The organism is Psychrobacter sp. Ps4 (assembly GCF_022129285.1).
In the GTDB taxonomy this organism is placed as follows: Bacteria; Pseudomonadota; Gammaproteobacteria; order Pseudomonadales; family Moraxellaceae; genus Psychrobacter; species Psychrobacter immobilis_A.
In genome coordinates, this window is sequence record NZ_JADQAK010000004.1 from 137856 (window position 1) to 156382 (window position 18527).

Genomic DNA, 18527 nt, shown 5'->3' on the forward strand with positions numbered 1-18527 from the left:
ACCTAGGTAGCTTATGATAGCTGTTGATCGTGACATGTTTTGGTTTACCCTAACCGCAGATTGTTTAATCTGTTAAATTCACCGCTTAGTCGTTTAGCTAAAATTGACGTATAGATGAGACAGCGCTGATCTATATCACGCACTCATTCTATGAATCGATATTAGAACGTTAGTTGCTAAACGCTTGGTTATGACTTACTGATCTCTTATGTCTTTAATTGCTTTTTTTGGTGCACTTGAAAGCGGTCTGATTTATGGCCTAGTAGCACTTGGTGTGCTGATCTCATTTCGCACCCTCGACTTCCCCGACTTGACCGCTGACGGTAGTTTTCCACTAGGTGGCGCTGTCGCTGGTATTTCTATCATCGCTGGTGTCAACCCATGGCTTGCCTGTGCTTTTGGTATGTTGGCAGGTTCAGTCGCTGGTATTGTTACGGCATGGCTACACGTCAAACTTGGCATCCTGCAACTACTTGCCAGTATCTTGGTGATGGTCGCACTATATTCTATCAATTTACGGATTATGGGTGCGCCGAACTTGCCATTATTGGGTGAAACCACGGTCTTTAGCACCTTGGTCACTGATGGCAACGGTTATTGGATGCGCTGTCTAATTATTGGTGTCGTGGTGATAGCTGCCATGTTATTTTTAAACTGGTTCTATAGTACCGAAACGGGTCTTTCGATGCGGGCGACGGGTTCCAACCTCCGCATGGCACAGGCGCAAGGCATCAATACCTCATGGATGACCATCATTGGTATGGCGATTTCTAATGGTTTGATTGCTCTAGCAGGTGCATTGTTTGTGCAGACTCAAGGTGGCGCAGATATCTCGATCGGTATTGGTACCATTGTCATCGGTTTGGCAGCGGTCATCATCGGTGAAACCATCATTCCTGCCAAGCGAATTTGGCTGATTACCTTTGCCGTGGTCGTCGGTGCGGTGCTGTACAAGCTATTTATTCAGGTGGCGCTATCGAGCGATACGCTCCGTAGTATTGGTTTTGGTCCGCAAGATTTAAACTTGATTACAGCGCTACTCGTCGTATTTGCCTTGGTATTGCCAAAAGCTAAAAATAAATTTTTAAGTCGTAAAGTTCGGGCTTAATGTCAATGTGCAACCATAAGGAATAATTATTATGATGCAAGCTACAGATTTGCGGTTGACCTTTAATCCTGGAACGCCCATTGAAAACCCTGCCCTACGCGGTATCAATCTCAACATCGCTGATGGTGAATTTGTCACTGTCATCGGTACCAATGGCGCGGGTAAATCAACCTTTTTAAATGCGGTCAGTGGTACCACGCGCGTCGATAGCGGTTCAATCTTATTAAATGGTATCGATGTCACCAAAAAGACCGCGCACCAACGCGCCCATTGGGTGGCTCGTGTCTTCCAAGACCCGATGGCGGGGACTTGTGAAGCATTAACCATCGAAGAAAACATGGCGCTGGCTTATAAGCGCGGCGGCAAACGTGGTTTGAGCTTTGCACTCAACCAAAATAACCGTGATTTATTTCGCGAAAAATTATCAGTATTAAAATTGGGGCTAGAAAATCGTCTGACCGACCGTATGGGTCTGTTATCCGGTGGTCAACGTCAAGCTGTTAGCCTATTGATGGCTTCATTGCAACCTTCCAAAATTTTATTGCTTGATGAGCATACTGCTGCCCTCGACCCTAAGACTGCTGCTTTCGTTTTAGAATTGACCGATAAAATTGTAACGGACAATCAGCTTACAACGATGATGGTTACCCACTCGATGCAGCAGGCATTGGCGCATGGCACCAGAACAGTGATGTTACATCAAGGACAAGTGGTATTAGATGTGGCTGGCGATAAACGTCAAGGCATGACTGTACATGACTTACTTGATATGTTTGAGCAAACTCGCGGCGAAAAAGTCGAAGATGATAGCTTGATATTGAGTTAAATAACTTAGCAAAATTCTTCAACTCTTGAAAAAATAGAACGTCTGTTTAATATCAGGCGTTTTTTTATGACTGCTTTAATTGATACGACTGTCTTAATTTTTAAGCATCAAGCAATACTAACTTTTGAATCAACTCACTGACATGTTGTGACTGCATTTTTTTCATCACTTGTGAGCGATGCACCTCTACCGTGCGGACCGATATATCTAAATGGTTGGCGATATTTTTATTCAGATTGCCTTGCAGTAACTCATTGGCGACCTGCTTTTCTTTATCGGTCAGCTGCGCATAAAGATTTTTAATATCATAAAGCGTGGCGCGTTTTAGAGTGAGGTCTTGCGCACGCGCAAGCGCTTCTTGTAGCCGGCGGCTATTAATCGGTTTTTCCAGATAGTCAGCCGCACCTTGCTTCAGCATATTGACAGCATCAGCAATCTCGCCATTTCCCGTTAGCGCTATCAATGCCATAGGGCTGTCCTGTTGACTAAGGTGCACTTGTAGCGCTTGACCACTCATCTCTGGCATCATCAAATCACTCACAATCACTGCTGGACGATAGATATTGACTTGCTGTAAAAATATCAGAGCACTTGCCCACACTTGGGTCGATAGCCCTAAGCTGCTAATCAAAAAATCACAGGACATGCGCACACTTTCTTCGTCGTCAATGATATGAATGATAAGCGATTCTGGCGTAATGCCTGATAAATCGTCAGACAGATGACTGCTTTCATCTTGCCAGCACGTAGGCTCATTTGAGAGTTGATTAGACGTCATATGTGACCTTATGGCTAAATACATTATTGATATTCATTAGAGTTTTTCGTCATTATTCGCTAAAGATAATGACAGATAAAAAGATATTTGTGCGCCCACCGTGTTTGACAGCTGATAGTTAGCATTGGTTTGTAGCAGTTGGATTTTACCGTTTAAGCTACGTTTAAAGCGGTGCTGCTCGCTGCTCATTACTTGGTAAACTTGCTCAATTTCATGCTCGACATCAATATTGTTTAGCTGCATCATACCGCCCAGCGACTTGCATAAGCGCTGACATATCATCAGTCCTAATCCTAGACCGTCTGTTTTCGTAGACTGGGTAGCATATTGACTGGGTAGGCTCTCTGGTAGGTGCTGCCTATTCAGCTGAGTTTGATCAAAGCCGCCAGCGTCATCGCTTAGATGCAATACCAACCATTGCTTATTATTATACCTCTCTGCCTGACAGCGTAGCATGATATTGGTCGCCCCTTGCTGTGCAGCATTGGTCATGCTATTTATCAGTAACTGATCTAATAATAAATTTGGCAAGGTTAAATGCTGATAATCACTTGCCAGCCAAAAATTGACACCTACTGCTTGCTCACCCAATAATAAGATGCACTGTTGATAGATAGCTGCGATATCGACACGAGTTTCATTCGCTTGCGACCGTCCAGCCCAGCGGCGGATATTAGTCACCACAGCAGCGACGCGTTCTGTTTCATTGACAATCTGCTGTAGAGCATTCTCTGTTGCCGCATTGTCAAGTGGCGTTATGTCGATAGCATTTTTAGACAACCTTGCATGTTGACTGCGTATCAATAATCCTTGCGCATAATTTTGAATGGTTGCCAGCGGCTGATTGATTTCATGAGCGATAGCACCGCTCATCTCACCGATGACCGCAAAGCGCTCTGATTGGTGTAACTGCTGATCATAATCACGGATTAGTCTATTTTGCCGCACTATCTTTTTTTGCCGCCGCCATGCCAGCCAGCTCATCCAAGCATAATTTACTGTCGATATCAGGACAACCAAAATAATCACAGCCATCCATAATCGATGCGCCTTTATCCAGTCGATCATATGCGCGCTCAGCTGCTTTTGGGCGGGATGGCGATTCATCTCATAAAGGATGCGCTCAGCATCGCTACTTGATTCTGCTGGTAACCAGCGCTGCTCTAATTGACGCTTGCCAAATAGATGTTGATTGATCTGGCGCACCAAAGCATCTGGCGCTTGCTCGGTCGCTGCCAGTGTCCAATTTGGATATATTTTCGTTGAAGAGTGGCAGCTGGATACAGTGGCGACTGGATGAATGAGACGGTATTGCTTGTCATTGATTTGACCGCGCCTTGCCATATCCTCCATCAAACAAAGCGGCGTAATGGCAGCGTCTACTTTGCCACTAGCCAAGGCATGCAAAGTGCGCTCTATCGGATAACCGACAAACTGTGTTTGATAGTGATTTGGCGTAATGCCATTTTTCTGTAATAAATGTGCGCCCAATAAATAACCGCCAAATGCGTCAGTGTCGACGGCAGCAATATGACGTTGCTCCAAATCCTGCAAACGATAAATATCACTGTCGGCAGCGACCCATAAAGCACTGGCGACCTCTTCCATCGCACTCGGCTGTTTTAATGGCGTATATTCATTTAGCTTATTAAATTCATTGGCGAGGGTGACTGTCGTCGATAGCTGATTTTGCGATTGTTGCCCATTAATACCCTCAGCATCAAATCCTTGATTGCTAAAAATTTTATCACGAGAACTTTTATCACGAGCGTTTTGCGCATTGCTATTTAATTGAGCCGTCTCTGTTTGTAAGGTAGCCAGCCAGCGCCATCTGATAGTATTCATTTTTATAAACTGCACTTGCGGGCCAAGCACTAGCGCAAACTGCTGTGCTTCTATTTGCTGTTGCCAATTTTCCAGCGCCAAAGGTACCAATATCACGGTGTCATCTGATAACTGATCATTAAGCTCGTCAAGCCACGGCTGCCAGCGATTTTGTGCGGCTGTCTCGCCTTGCGGTGCCAGCACACCCAAATAGTAAGTCTGGGCGGTGGCATTAGATAGCGGCAACCAAGCAGCCCATGCTACCACGGTAATAAAACAAGCCTTTAAGATAGTCCAAATTTTAGACTTTTTATGCATACACCTAGCCTTATATTTGACCTACCAAACGTACATTATAATTAAAAACCTTAATCATAATGTGGTTTTCCACAATATCACAATATTACCCGCTACCCTATACTAGATGACAGTCGTGTAACTTTTAATTCGCTGAGCTTAAGTCACAAATATTCGATTTCAATTTTGATTTCAATAAGAATGATTAATACACCTCATGAAATATGGGTGATGAATTATAAGCTTGGTAAAAATATCTTATGGAGGGCGGGCTTATGAAAAAATGGCCACTGATTATAATAATAGCAGCCATCATCGGGCTGGTGGTTGCCTTTATTATTGGGAAATTACTGCCAAATATGCGCACCAGCAGTAACGATATCGAGGTCAATATCACTGATCCTGCTCTCATCAAGCAGGGCGAATATATCGCTCGCACTGCTGACTGTATTGCGTGTCATACCACGCTCGATGGCGAGACTTATGCAGGCGGTCTGCCTATGCTAACGCCACTTGGGGCAATTTACTCGACCAATATCACACCCGATCAAGAAACTGGCATCGGCAACTACAGTTTCGCCGACTTTAAAAATGCCGTTAAGCATGGGGTACGCAGTGATAATAAAGCCTTATATCCTGCTATGCCGTATCCCTCTTACCAGCTCATGCCAGAAGAAGACTTAGCCACGATGTACGCCTTCTTTATGTCCGATGTCACAGCCGTCAAGCAAGCCAATCTAAAAAGCGAGCTACCTCCGATAGCAAACTGGCGCTGGCCCTTGGCATACTGGCAGGTCTTATTTGATCGCAAGCGTGACTTTGTCCCTGAGACAGACGACGCACTATTGACTCGTGGTCAATACTTAGTCGAAGGTCCTGGGCACTGCGGCTCTTGTCATACTGGGCGCGGTATTGGCTTTCAAGAAATCGCTCTAAGTAATGCAGATTCTAACAAGTATTTGAGCGGTGCCATCATCGATGGTTGGCGCGCCAAAAGTATCCGCGGTGAGCATCGCGGACTTGGCACTTGGACGGTTGCAGAATTAAATGACTTCTTCAAAACTGGTCGTACTGATACCACTGCTGCCTTTGGTGCCATGGCCGAAGTGGTTGAGCATAGCACCCAGTATATGACCGACTACGACATCAACGCCATGTCATCTTATCTAAAAACATTAACGCCAGCACCAAACAAAGAAGCCACACTGCCTGCGAAAAAAGACATCACTACGCAAAAATTACTAGATGGTGACTATGATTCGCGCGGTTCGATTTTGTACGCCGAATATTGCCAAATTTGTCACCGTGTCGATGGTAAAGGAGTCGCGCGTATTTTCCCAGCGCTTGATGGCAATAGTGCGGTTTATTCTAACAATGCCGATTCGGTCTTACAGATTACCTTGAGCGGTGGTCGTATGCCTGAAACTCCACATGACCGTATGGCATTTACTATGCCTGAATTCAGCAATCTTAGCGATGCAGATGTGGCAGAAGTGGTCAATTATGTCCGCAATAGCTGGACCAACCAAGCGCCTGAAATCGATGTCAATGACGTGGTAAAAATGCGGGCTTTCCTCGCCAAAAAACCAAAAACCAGTACGGATATTGCTCCAGACTTAAGTATTGACGCGCAAACAAAAGGAGCAAAATAATGAAAAAATCTCCACTCAACTTGCCTACTATTGCTCGCGTTATCTCTCAAAAAATGACCATAGGCAACTTAACCACCGCTATCCTTACTGCTTCAGCGCTTAGTATCGCCGCTATCAGTAGTGGTTGCTCGCAGCCCGAGCCTATCGAGCAGAATGCACCTGAGTACGGCTTAGTCACCACTGATGATGCCAACGAAGATATCGGCACTTATGTGCTGCCGCAAGATACGGCTATCTTGGATGAACCAAATGCTGATGAGATATTTTATGGTAAACGCTTATTAAACGAAACTAAGCGCTTACTGCCAGAGCATGTGGGCGCGCAAATGAACTGTAACAGCTGCCATATTTCACAAGGTAAAATTCCACTGGGTGATCCGTACATCAATAGTTATAACTTCTATCCGCGCGTGATGCCACGATCTGGTAAGGAAGTTGATTTAACCAAACGTATTAATGGCTGCTTCCAGCGCTCAATGAATGGCAAACCGTTGAAACCTGAATCCCCTGAAATGCTGGCAATGTTGGCTTATATGAAGTGGCTATCGCAAAACACCCCAAAAGAGCAAAAAGTCGATATCCAAAATACGGGTAAAGTGGATGAATCATTAACCCCAGACCCTGTCCGCGGCGAACAAATTTATAAAGCTCAATGTGCAACTTGTCATGGTGATAATGGCGAAGGCATCAAAGACAGTCGCGGCGATATCGTGTTCCCGCCACTGTGGGGCGATGAATCCTTTAATATCGGTGCTGGTATGGCACGTACTTACAAGGCGGCAGCCTTTGTAAAATACAACATGCCCATGGGTATTCAGACCAAAGGCTTATGGGGTCACGGAAATGTGCTGAGCGATCAAGATGCCGTCGATGTGGCGCACTTCTTTACTCATCAGCCGCGCCCTGACTTTGCTGGTAAGGTCAATGATTGGCCAAATGGTAAAAAACCTAAAGACGCGCGTTACTAATATCTTAAGAAGACGGTATTTATAAAGACTTTACTTAAGAGGACTTCACTTAGCAGACATCATTCTATGCTCGCTTGTGAGTGAGCATTGACACGATAAACCTTTAAGAAAATGCATTTTTCTTAAAGGTTTTTTTGTTATCTATCAAACCCGCGAAAGAGGACGCCATCCGACATTAGGGTGGCGGTGAATTTCGCATCATTTTCAATGTTTAAATTACATAATATGCGCCTGAATCCAGTATAATAATTAATTATTGTAATACTTATAACTCACCACGAGCATTTATGAAAATCAACAAAGCGTATAAATTTAGGCTTGAGCCTAATACGGAGCAAGAGGTTATTTTAAATAATCTTGTCGGCTCTGCACGTTTTGTTTGGAATCAAATGCTGGCAATCTCATTTGAGATGTTTGCTAAAGATGAGTTTATTAATGCCACCAATCTGGTTAATAAAATTATAGATTTAAAAAGTAATCCTGATTTTAACTTCCTAAAAAGCAGCTCAAACGCTGTGTCTTTACAACAAAAAGTACGCGATCTGGCATCGGCTTGGTCGCGGTTCTTTGATCCTAAAGTACATGCCAGATTAAAAGACAATAAAAAGAAACCTCGCAAACCCAAGTTCTTTAAACTGGCTGACGGCACAGAAATCCAGCTACGCTCGTTGATGCCAAGATTTAAGCGCAAATCCGATGGCTGCGACTCAATTCGCTTGGTTCAGTTTGATAAATATTGCCGTGTTGAAGGTAATCGAGTAAAACTGCCTAATGGCATTGGCCTGGTGGAGTTTAGGAAGTCGCAAGACATCATTGGTACAATTAAAAATGTCACCATCAGCAAGAAATCAGGGCACTGGTACGTGTCTTTTGGTACGGAGCGAGAACTGGATGAGAACCCTCGTCACCCTGCCACAAGCGCCATTGGCTTGGACATGGGTATCAGCAAACTACTCACCACTTCAAACGGTCAGTACATCAAACCGAAAAACAGTTTTAAAACCAATCAACTCAAACTTGCCAAATTGCAACGAGGGTTAGCAAAGAAAGTAAAATTCAGTGAAAACTGGAAAAAGCAAAACCGCAAGATTCAAAAGCTACACAGCCACATTGCTAATATTCGCCATGACTACTTGCATAAAATCACCACCCGCATCAGCAAAAACCACGCCATGATTGCTTGTGAGGATTTAAAGGTCGCTAATATGTCGAAATCAGCCAGCGGGTCGGTGGAGAACAAAGGTCGTCATGTTAAAGCCAAGTCGGGATTAAACAAATCAATCCTAGATCAAGGCTGGGGCATGATGGTTAATATGCTTGAGTACAAACAGCAATGGCGCGGTGGGTTACTGATCAAGGTAAACCCACACTACACCAGTCAAACCTGTTCTCAATGTCAGCATATTGCTAAAGAGAATAGACAAACTCAGTCTAAATTTGAGTGCGTCAAATGTAGGTATGTTGCGAACGCTGATTTTAATGCGGCTCGTAATATATTAGCGGCAGGACATGCCGTTTTGTCTGCGGAGGGAGGATGCAGTAAGGGTCGCCCGTTGAAACAGAAAACAAGCGACCTTCGTGAGAAAGTCGCCTAAGAGCATCTGCTTTTAGAATCCCCCACTTGAGCTTGGCGAAAGTGGTGGGAGTATGTCAAAGTTAATGCTTCTACAAACTTCTCGCTCGTCACTATATAGTTGCTGTATATCAAAGTTCGCTACCGCCATTTACTATGAGGTCTGTCATGCGCAAAATTCCTGTCTACTCCCACCCTGCTGCCGGTTGGCCTGCGCTGATTTCCTCTACTCGTAAGCTGATGGATTATCAGACTTTTTTACGGGGTAGCGTAAGTGTGCTAAAAAGCAACCAACCTAAAGGCGGATTCGACTGTCCGGGCTGCGCTTGGCCTGACCACAAATCACATAAAGCCATCGACGTCTGTGAAAATGGTATCAAAGTCATTGCTAGTGAGACCATGACAAAAAAAGCCGATGCGCAGTTTTTTGCGCGACATAGCGTCACTGAATTACAAGGCTGGTCGGGCTATGAGCTTGAGCATAGTGGTCGTTTATCAGAGCCTGTATATTATGATGCCGCGCAAGACCGCTACTTACCAATCTCTTGGGAAGCTGCTTATCAATGTATCGCTGAGCAGTTAGGACAGCTTGATTCGCCAGATGAGGCGCTATTTTATACCTCAGGCCGTGTGACCAACGAGCCCGCCTTTATGTATCAGCTGTTTGTGCGCTGTTTTGGCACCAATAATTTACCAGATTGCTCCAATATGTGTCACGAACCAACGTCGGTAATGCTCGGTAGACAGTTGGGTATTGGCAAAGCGACCGTGAAATTGGAAGACTTTGAGCAAGCCAAACTGATATTGATGTTTGGACAAAATCCTGCGACCAATCATCCACGCATGCTTGAAATGCTTGCTCATGCTCACGAGCAAGGCTGTCGAATCCTCTCAATCAACCCTATGCGCGAACAAGGCTTACGTAAATTTAGAAATCCGCAAAAGCCCACGCATATGGCAGCTGGTCAAAGTGATGAGATGGTCGATGAGGTCATTCAAATTCAGATCGGCGGCGATGCAGCACTCTTGACCGGTATCGCTAAGTGGCTGACTAAAAACAATAAAATCGATCAAAGCTTTATCGATGAGCATACGTCAGGATATGAGGCACTCGACGCATGGCTGCGCCAACAATCATGGCCTGATGTGGAACGCGGGTCTGGTATCAGTAAAGAGGAAATCATTATTATAGCAAAACTGGTAGCGGCGAGTCCTGCGACCATTTGCACCTGGGGCATGGGCATCACTCAGCACGTCCAAGGCGATGACAATGTAGCGATGATTACCAACCTATTATTATTAATGGGTATGATTGGTATTGATGGCGCAGGCGCGTCTCCCGTCCGTGGTCACTCTAACGTACAGGGCGACCGTACCATGGGCATCCATGAGCGCCCTGCACAAAAGCTACTAGACAGCCTTGAGCGTGTGTTTGAACGTCCGATGCCGCAAGAAAATGGCTTTGATGTGGTCTCTGGTGCAAAAGCATTGATTGCCGGTAAGCTAAAAGTATTTATGAGTATGGGCGGTAATTATGCCGTGGCAGCACCTGATACCAGTGCAATTCAGCAAGCTTTCACCACCACTCAGCTCAATATTTTTGTCGGTACTAAACTTAATGAAACTATGCTGTATCCGGGCGCGAACAATCTTATTCTGCCTTGCTTAGGTCGTACCGAACGTATTATTACTGCCAAAGGTGAGCAATTTGCCACTATCGAAGATTCCATGTGTCAGATTGTACCCACTCGAGGCAACCTGAAACCCGTCAGCGATACGTTGAAATCTGAAGCACAAATTGTGGCAGATATCGCCACTCATTTGCTTGGTGCTGATTCGTCCATTCCTTGGCAAGCAATGAGTGAAGACTTTGACATCGTTCGTGATTATATCGCCCAAGCGATTGACGGTTTTGAAGACTTTAATCAGCGTATTCGCGAAACCGAGCGTGGCTTTCATTTGTACCATTCTGCGCGGCATCGTGTGTGGAATACTGACAGTGGCAAAGCGCAATTTGAAGTACCACAATACCCTATCACCTACGTCGCAGCACAAATGGCAGAGACCTCTTTAGCCTTTCACCATGACAAAAAACCCAATGATAATACTAATAGTGCGCCAAACAATGAACAAAAAATTTGGCAATTGACCAGTGTCCGTAGCCATGACCAATTTAATACCATGATTTTCGGATTTGAAGATCGCTATCGCCAAACCACTCGCCGTGATGTGTTGTTTATGCACCCAGATGAAATGACTCGTTTGGGTTGGCAAGCAGGTGACCGAGTAATGGTATCTCGCCATGCCAGCTCAAATGGTTCAAATAACACAGACGGTACCGCTCAGCCACGCACGCTAGGGCCGTTAGTATTGACTGAGATGGATATCGCCGCTAACGCTGTCGCAACTTATTATCCTGAATGTAATGATTTATTTGATTTAGACACGCATGCACCAGACTCTCACATACCAGCGTATAAATCGACGACCGTTGTTTTGCAACGCGTTGAGGCAAATGCTGTTACGACCGATCATGCATAGTCAGCAACGGGCGAATCATTGAATGATGCATATATTTAAAGGAGATGATAATTTTGGTAATGACCATACGATATAACGAGGTATTATGATTGCCCAAAGTGATACTGAAACTGACGCAAAATATAGCGATAATTTTTCGGTAAACACCCTAACAGATAAGACGTCAGAAACTATAGAGTCATCTGCAACGCCGCTTGCACGTAATCATTGGGCGCAAAAGCATCATTATCCGACAGATAAGTATAACTCTAACAACATTATTGAGACCCGTGTTGCTAAGACTAATATTGCACAGACCCATATGCAGCAAATCAGTATCGACTGCCAATCAGCGAGCTTAGCAGTGGAAGCTGCGGTTGCTATCGTTATCAATGGTATTCACTATGCGGTACTGATGGCAAGCCCTCACCAGCTAGAGTATTTAGCCGTCGGCTTTTTGTCTAGCGAAGGCTTAATTCAGCATAGTCATGAGCTGCTTGATTGGGAAGTTACCCAACTGAATGATATTGCAGATTATCAAAATCTCACGCAAGATTCATTTATAAAGGAACGATTTATAAGAGATGCTACGGATGAAAGTTTAGAATCTGCAGCATTTGAACAAAGCTTATCGTCACTGCAAGATTATGACATTTATGTGGTGGAGCTAGTACTAAACCAGCGTTGTCATCAGCGTATCCAAGCGCAAAAACGTCAGCTAGCAGGGCGTACAGGTTGTGGTATATGCGGCATCACAGGGCTAACACAAGCACTGCCTGACTTGAGTATCTATCGTCAAAACAGACAAAAGGCAGATACACCAAGTCTTGACTGTCTATTAGCAATACGCCAGCAAGTCGATGCGATGCAGCATACTCACCAATTGACTGGTGCCGTACACGCCGCTGCGACGATGTATAATCAGCAGCTATACCTATTCGAAGATGTAGGACGCCATAATGCGCTTGATAAGCTGATCGGTTGGCAACTGCGCAATAAAATAGAGATTAGCTGCGTCCTTATGACCTCGCGCCTATCGATTGAACTGATACAAAAATCGATTCGTGGGCGCATCCCTTGGCTAGTCGGTATGTCTGCACCTACCAGTACCGCAGTGCGTGTCGCTGAGCGTTATGGCTTAGGATTAGCGGGTTTTTTGCGTGATAACAGAGTCACTTACTATTCAAATTATTCAGACCTATAAAGTTTTATGCTCGACTCTCTCATTAAGCGCACTTATTCATAAACTCTCATTTGCAGCGCTTTAATGACAGACATATAACGCTGATTTTTCGATAATAAACGGTCTCCTTTTTAGCTCAAACAAGACCTTTTTAAAACACTATCTATTCCCTATCTCGTTTTATCAAACACACAACGAAATAATAAAGATATTATTTCGTTGTGTGTTTGATAATTATGATGTTTTTTGACGAACCATTCCTAATTTTAAGCTTGATAATAGCTTAATTTGACCTCTTAATACTTTGAATAGCCATTAATTTATGGTCAAATAAGGAGAATTGAGTAGATAATTCGCATTTAGCTAAAAAATAACTTGTAATTTAAATTATATTTGCTAATATAGGCGTCCTTGATTGGCTGGGTGGCAGAGTGGTCATGCAGCGGACTGCAACTCCGTTAACGCCGGTTCGATTCCGACCTCAGCCTCCAATTATTTAGGTTAAAATTTTATTCATATTATATTAATTTTAGCTTGCTTTATTAATATAAATGCTTATAATAGCGACCACTATCTAACAAGTAGAAAGCTTACTTTTAGATAATACAAGTTTTGCCCGGGTGGTGAAATTGGTAGACACAAGGGATTTAAAATCCCTCGCTAGTAATAGCGTGCCGGTTCAAGTCCGGCTCCGGGTACCATTACATAGTCCTATACTATCTTATAGAACAGCTAAAGCCCCTGATATCAGGGGCTTTGTTGTATCTGACGTTCCATACTGTCCTATGAATCTATCCTAATCCATGCACTTTGAGTATACTGTCAAGTATACTGAGTTTTGAGTGTATTTATGGAGATATAGGGTATGGAAAGAAAAGCGATCAGTTCAGACCGAAGTATCAGCAGCCATAAGCCTGAAGATAAGAAGTACTTCGTTCCTGTCAAAAACCATCCTAAACTATTCTTAATGGTACGTCCTACTGAGACTAAGTCATGGATGTATCGATACTACCCGCCTTCAAATCCTAAGCAAAGTATTATTTCCATCGGTATATATCCAAGTATCTCGTATGCTCGTGCCTGTGAAGTTTGGCGTGAATATGAAGACCTACTAAGCAAAGGTATTGACCCAAAATTTCATCGTGAAGAAATAAAGAAAAGATTTATTAGTAAAACTAAAAACTCTTTTAATCACTTTGCTTGGGAGTACTTTGACAGTCTAGATAAGACTCAGAAGAGTAATACCCTCATTCGTAAGAAAGGTCGGTTAGAGCTAATATGCTCCTACATTGGCAATGAGCCAATCAGCGAGATTAGTTCTCCTAGAATGCTTGAGGTTTTTTTGGACATCCAAGCTAAGACTTTGAATAAAGATGGCAAGCCTACGGATAAGGCTGAACGCTGCGCTGGCATTGCCAGCGATGTATTTATCTATGCTGGTGCTCGCGGGTTTTGTAGTAGTAATCCTGCGGCATTAATCAAAAGCCAATTGGCTAAATCGAGCTACGGTCATCGTCCTGCTATTACCAAGCCCAAAGAGCTTGCTAAGCTACTGCGGGATATTGAAACAATAGAAGGTGATCCAAACACCATTAATTCCCTTAGGCTATTAGCACTTCTCTTTGTTCGCAATGGTGACTTAAGACGTATGCGCTGGGCAGATCTAGACCTACAAGCTGGTAGATGGCAGTTAAAGCCTTTGAAGGGTCAAGGCAAGGTAAATATGGTCAAGGACATGGTGATTCCCCTATCTCGTCAAGCTGTTAACATATTAGGTGAGCAGCATAAAATCAACGGTCATACTGAATACGTATTTTTTAGCCAAACGGCAAAAAAGCATCAGATCATATCTGACGCTACTGCTAATAAGCGTTTAAAGGATTTGGGCTATAAAGACATACATTGTGCTCATGGCTTTAGAGCAACAGCTAAGACCATACTGCAAGAGCAGCTCAAGTATCCACTTGTGCTTGTAGAGATGGCATTGGGTCATACGACTAAAGATCCTAATGGAGCCGCGTATGGTCGATTTGAGTATATTGATGATCGTGCGGAGATGATGCAGAAATGGGCTGACTATTTAGACGCTTTAAGAGAAGGTAGAGATACGGAAGAGTTTAGAGCGGATGGGCAAACAAAAACTGATCCTTCTGTTCAGCTTCAGGCATTGATTGATCAGCTAGGAGAGGATAAGGTGCTTGCAATGCTTAGTAGTAAAGTCTCAGACTAAGATTTGAAAACTTATTGAGCAATATACTATCTACTAAAAAGGCTAAATGACTGATTTAGACACATAGGTTAATTTAAAGAATGTTTCTGATAGTATCTATTACAATAATAATTGGGATTATCCTCTTATGTTAGACCAATCCTTTATGGAAGCTTACCATTGAACCAATGATCAGTTTGGTAATGCTTTGCTCAACATTAATAAAATATCGTCTCAAACTGCCTCTTTTTTGTAGCCATTTGCGCCAGCTAGTGGACTATTTATAATGGTTTGGAGTTCATTAGGTAAAATGAAAAAAATTCTATTAGCTATGCTGTTTGCAACTGTTTCTAATGTGGGCCATGCCGGATCAGAGATAGATGAAACATTAAAATCGATGGATATTATCGATGAAAACTATGTGTACTTAAATACTGCGTTAGCAGCTGAGTTTTTCCGCTTCTTAAATGATGAGCAAGCTCAATCGTCACCAAAAAATACGAATAAATCCTTCAAAATTGAAAAAATGGAAATGACACCATATTTCGGTCAAATCAGTACGACGTATACGATACCGCTCAACGCAGATGAAAAAGGCCAACTCATACGAGACTTATCTTCAGTAGAAACGTTGCAGAACTTCTGTACGGACACCTTTATACCTTACAAATACATGGCAGCGAATAACGTTACATTTTCTTATCTATACTACGATCAAGACCGCCAACCACTGACTAGCATTACTATGAACAAAGATACCTGCCATGATGCATTAAACCAATAACACGATAACTATCAATCCCTATAAATATCAATCAAAAACTCATTTAAGGAAAGACACTTACATGGCTTCAAACAATACCACCTCTATCAGTCAATCTGAGATTAACAAAGCCGTTTGGGATGCCTGCGATACCTTTCGTGGTGTGATCAGTGCCGATACCTATAAAGACTTTATATTAACCATGCTGTTTTTGAAGTATTTGTCTGATATGTATAGAGATGAGTACAACACGCTCATGGCAGAATATGGCGATGCGGACTTGGTCAAAGAGCTGATGTCGAACCAGCGCTTTGTACTGCCAGATGGCGCAAGCTTTTGGGATTTATACGAGCTGCGTCATCAGCCCGGCAACGGTCAGCGTATCGATGAAGCGCTGCATGCAATTGAAGAGGCCAACGGTAATAAGCTAAAAAACGTCTTCCAAGATATTAGCTTCAATACCGATCGTCTGGGTAATGAGAAGAAGAAAAACGAGCTACTGCGTCATTTGCTCGAAGACTTTGGCAAAGATGTCATGAACCTCAGCCCCTCTCGTGTGGGTAGCTTGGATGTGATTGGTAATGCCTATGAGTTTTTAATTAAGCACTTCGCGGCTGACGCTGGTGCCAGTGCTGGCGAGTTCTATACGCCGCCTGAAGTATCTACTCTATTGGCAACTATATTAGAGCCTGTCGAAGGTGATGCTATCTGCGATCCTGCGTGTGGCTCTGGCTCGTTGCTTATCAAATGCGGAGCCATGGCACGTAAAAACTCTGGCAGCAAGAACTATGCGCTGTTTGGGCAAGAAGCGATTGGCTCGACGTGGGCACTGGCAAAGATGAATATGTTTTTACATGGGGAAGACAATCACCGCATTGAATGGGGCGATACCCTGCGCCATCCGTTGTTACTCGATGACAAAGGTAATCTATTACGCTTCGATGTGGTCACTGCCAACCCGCCCTTCTCGCTTAGTAAATGGGGTCATGAAGATGCAACCGATGATCCGCATGGTCGCTACCATCGCGGTGTACCGCCCAAGACTAAAGGCGATTATGCGTTTATCACTCATATGATTGAAACGCTCAAAAACGATACCGGTCGTATGGGTGTGGTCGTACCGCATGGCGTGCTGTTTCGTGCCTCTAGTGAAGGTAAAATCCGTCAGCAATTGATTGAAGAAAATTTACTCGATACGGTGATTGGTCTGCCCGAAAAGCTGTTCTTTGGCACGGGTATTCCAGCCGCTATTTTGCTGTTTAAAAAGAATAAAGCGGATAACACGGTGTTGTTCATCGATGCCAGTAATGAGTACAAATCAGGTAAAAATCAGAATCAGCTGACTGAGGATAATATTGCCAAAATCATTGAGACTTATAAGGCGCGAGAAAGTGTTGATAAATACGCTTATCTAGCAAGCTTTGATGAGATAAAAGAAAATGACTTTAACCTAAACATTCCGCGCTATGTCGATACCTTTGAGGAAGAGGCGGAGATCGATTTGGAGGCGGTGCGTGCTGAGCGTCTTGAGTTAAAGGCTGAATTGGAAAGTTTAGAGACTGAGATGGCGGGATTTTTAAAGGAGTTGGGTTATGGTGCCTAATGGTTGGGAGATTAAACAGCTAGCTGATCTGACTACAAAAATAAGTGATGGTATTCATAGTACACCTAAATATACCGAGAAGTCAGATATCCATTTTATTAATGGCAATAACCTAAAAAATGGTTCGATAACAATTTCATCTACGACAAAGAAAGTTTGCCCAGAAGATGCTGAGAATCATGGAAGAGATTTGAGTGATAGAACGATTCTAATGTCAATTAATGGGACTATTGGTAACTTAGCTTTTTATAACAACGAAAATGTTGTTCTAGGTAAAAGTGCGTGCTATATAAATGTGAATCATGATGTTGATATCAAATACATATACTACACATTGGATAGTTCTAAAACTCAAGCTTTCTACACTACAGAGCTAACTGGCTCTACAATAAAAAACCTTTCGCTAAAAACTATTAAATCTACAAAAATATTAACTCCACCCCTCCAAGAACAACAAAAAATCGCCAAAATTCTATCGACTTGGGATAAAGCGATTAGCACCACCGAGCGTTTAATTGACAATAGTACCCAGCAGAAAAAAGCCCTGATGCAGCAGTTGCTGACGGGTAAAAAGTGGTTGCTTGATGATGAGGGGAAACCGTTTGCGGGTGAGTGGGAAGAGGTAGAGCTTGGGCACGTTACCAAAATTTATGATGGGACTCATAGTACACCAAAATATCTTGAACAAGGTATACCTTTTTATAGTGTTGAACACCTAACAAGAAATGATTTTTCAAACACAAAATATATTTCTGAGGAAGTATACGAAAAAGAAAATAAGCGTGTAAAACTTGAGAAAAATGATATTTTGATGACAAGAATTGGTGATATTGGAACTGCTAAATGTTTGACATGGGATGTTAAAGCATCCTTTTATGTTAGCTTAGCATTGATCAAATCAAACTATAGGTTTAATTCTAGATTTCTAACTTACTATATTAACTCAAAAGAATTTCATCGTGAATTATGGAAAAGAACCATTCACGTAGCATTTCCTAGGAAGATCAATCTTGGGGAAATAAATCATTGTCTAATAATGTTGCCACCACTCGAAGAACAACAAAAAATCGCCACCGTGTTAACCAATGCTGATAATGAGATTGAATTGCTTGAGCAGCAACTGGCTGATTTGCAGCAAGAAAAAAAGGCGCTGATGCAGGTGTTGTTGACGGGTAAGGTTCGGGTGGTGATCTAATATAAACAAAGGTTTGCTTATGCAAATA

General features: G+C 43.1%; 13 protein-coding genes and 2 tRNA genes. 13 read left to right on the forward strand and 2 right to left on the reverse strand.

Going from position 1 to position 18527, the window contains the following annotated elements:
- The first annotated feature begins 208 nt into the window (after window positions 1-208).
- Both I3252_RS04035 and I3252_RS04040 read left to right on the forward strand, forming a co-directional pair.
- Window positions 209-1108, forward strand: coding sequence for an ABC transporter permease (locus I3252_RS04035; RefSeq protein WP_045446789.1), 900 nt, complete (start codon window positions 209-211; stop codon window positions 1106-1108).
- A 31-nt stretch (window positions 1109-1139) separates the two neighbouring features.
- Window positions 1140-1934 (forward strand): ABC transporter ATP-binding protein, encoded by a 795-nt coding sequence (locus I3252_RS04040; RefSeq protein ID WP_045446787.1) that lies wholly within the window; start codon window positions 1140-1142, stop codon window positions 1932-1934.
- Between the two features lie 100 nt (window positions 1935-2034).
- On the opposite strand, the gene I3252_RS04045 is transcribed toward I3252_RS04040, so the two are convergent.
- Window positions 2035-2712, reverse strand: a complete 678-nt coding sequence (locus I3252_RS04045; RefSeq protein WP_176393072.1) for a response regulator — start codon at window positions 2710-2712, stop codon at window positions 2035-2037.
- Window positions 2713-2748: 36 nt separating this feature from the next.
- On the reverse strand, window positions 2749-4854 hold the full coding sequence (locus I3252_RS04050; RefSeq protein WP_087815045.1) for a PhnD/SsuA/transferrin family substrate-binding protein: 2106 nt from the start codon (window positions 4852-4854) through the stop codon (window positions 2749-2751).
- A gap of 254 nt (window positions 4855-5108) precedes the next feature.
- On the opposite strand from I3252_RS04050, the gene I3252_RS04055 reads away from it, so the two are divergent.
- The 11 genes from I3252_RS04055 to I3252_RS04105 all read left to right on the forward strand — a co-directional run bounded on the left by I3252_RS04055 (window position 5109) and on the right by I3252_RS04105 (window position 18499).
- Complete coding sequence (locus tag I3252_RS04055; RefSeq protein WP_238034301.1) at window positions 5109-6485, forward strand: cytochrome c; 1377 nt, start codon at window positions 5109-5111, stop codon at window positions 6483-6485.
- Window positions 6485-7453, forward strand: a complete 969-nt coding sequence (locus I3252_RS04060) for a c-type cytochrome (RefSeq protein ID WP_226950204.1) — start codon at window positions 6485-6487, stop codon at window positions 7451-7453. The genes I3252_RS04055 and I3252_RS04060 overlap by 1 nt, the downstream gene beginning before the upstream one ends.
- 287 nt (window positions 7454-7740) lie before the next feature.
- On the forward strand, window positions 7741-9048 hold the full coding sequence (locus I3252_RS04065; RefSeq protein WP_238034302.1) for a transposase: 1308 nt from the start codon (window positions 7741-7743) through the stop codon (window positions 9046-9048).
- A 146-nt stretch (window positions 9049-9194) separates the two neighbouring features.
- Window positions 9195-11567, forward strand: coding sequence for an FdhF/YdeP family oxidoreductase (locus tag I3252_RS04070; RefSeq protein WP_238034303.1), 2373 nt, complete (start codon window positions 9195-9197; stop codon window positions 11565-11567).
- Window positions 11568-11652: 85 nt separating this feature from the next.
- Window positions 11653-12750, forward strand: a complete 1098-nt coding sequence (locus tag I3252_RS04075; RefSeq protein ID WP_193009401.1) for a formate dehydrogenase accessory sulfurtransferase FdhD — start codon at window positions 11653-11655, stop codon at window positions 12748-12750.
- 396 nt (window positions 12751-13146) lie between these two features.
- Window positions 13147-13220: transfer RNA gene (locus I3252_RS04080), tRNA-Cys, on the forward strand.
- A 123-nt stretch (window positions 13221-13343) separates the two neighbouring features.
- A tRNA-Leu gene (locus I3252_RS04085) sits at window positions 13344-13430 on the forward strand.
- Window positions 13431-13594: 164 nt separating this feature from the next.
- The gene (locus I3252_RS04090; RefSeq protein ID WP_238034304.1) at window positions 13595-14959 is read left to right on the forward strand and encodes an integrase arm-type DNA-binding domain-containing protein; all 1365 of its coding nucleotides are present in this window, start codon (window positions 13595-13597) and stop codon (window positions 14957-14959) included.
- Between the two features lie 265 nt (window positions 14960-15224).
- A complete protein-coding gene (locus I3252_RS04095) occupies window positions 15225-15722 on the forward strand; it encodes a hypothetical protein (protein ID WP_238034305.1) in 498 nt (165 codons plus the stop codon).
- A gap of 61 nt (window positions 15723-15783) precedes the next feature.
- Window positions 15784-17304, forward strand: coding sequence for a type I restriction-modification system subunit M (locus tag I3252_RS04100; protein WP_238034306.1), 1521 nt, complete (start codon window positions 15784-15786; stop codon window positions 17302-17304).
- Complete coding sequence (locus I3252_RS04105; RefSeq protein ID WP_238034307.1) at window positions 17294-18499, forward strand: restriction endonuclease subunit S; 1206 nt, start codon at window positions 17294-17296, stop codon at window positions 18497-18499. The genes I3252_RS04100 and I3252_RS04105 overlap by 11 nt, the downstream gene beginning before the upstream one ends.
- Window positions 18500-18527 lie beyond the last annotated feature (28 nt).

Excerpts from the sequence above, each read along its gene's own strand:
- I3252_RS04055 (WP_238034301.1), top strand. The coding sequence starts at position 5,109 with ATGAAAAAATGGCCACTGATTATAATAATAGCAGCCATCATCGGGCTG.
- I3252_RS04105 (WP_238034307.1), top strand. The coding sequence starts at position 17,294 with ATGGTGCCTAATGGTTGGGAGATTAAACAGCTAGCTGATCTGACTACA.
- I3252_RS04035 (WP_045446789.1), top strand. The coding sequence starts at position 209 with ATGTCTTTAATTGCTTTTTTTGGTGCACTTGAAAGCGGTCTGATTTAT.
- I3252_RS04100 (WP_238034306.1), top strand. The coding sequence starts at position 15,784 with ATGGCTTCAAACAATACCACCTCTATCAGTCAATCTGAGATTAACAAA.
- I3252_RS04070 (WP_238034303.1), top strand. The coding sequence starts at position 9,195 with ATGCGCAAAATTCCTGTCTACTCCCACCCTGCTGCCGGTTGGCCTGCG.
- I3252_RS04075 (WP_193009401.1), top strand. The coding sequence starts at position 11,653 with ATGATTGCCCAAAGTGATACTGAAACTGACGCAAAATATAGCGATAAT.
- I3252_RS04060 (WP_226950204.1), top strand. The coding sequence starts at position 6,485 with ATGAAAAAATCTCCACTCAACTTGCCTACTATTGCTCGCGTTATCTCT.
- I3252_RS04090 (WP_238034304.1), top strand. The coding sequence starts at position 13,595 with ATGGAAAGAAAAGCGATCAGTTCAGACCGAAGTATCAGCAGCCATAAG.
- I3252_RS04045 (WP_176393072.1), bottom strand. The coding sequence starts at position 2,712 with ATGACGTCTAATCAACTCTCAAATGAGCCTACGTGCTGGCAAGATGAA.
- I3252_RS04065 (WP_238034302.1), top strand. The coding sequence starts at position 7,741 with ATGAAAATCAACAAAGCGTATAAATTTAGGCTTGAGCCTAATACGGAG.
- I3252_RS04050 (WP_087815045.1), bottom strand. The coding sequence starts at position 4,854 with ATGCATAAAAAGTCTAAAATTTGGACTATCTTAAAGGCTTGTTTTATT.
- I3252_RS04040 (WP_045446787.1), top strand. The coding sequence starts at position 1,140 with ATGATGCAAGCTACAGATTTGCGGTTGACCTTTAATCCTGGAACGCCC.
- I3252_RS04095 (WP_238034305.1), top strand. The coding sequence starts at position 15,225 with ATGGTTTGGAGTTCATTAGGTAAAATGAAAAAAATTCTATTAGCTATG.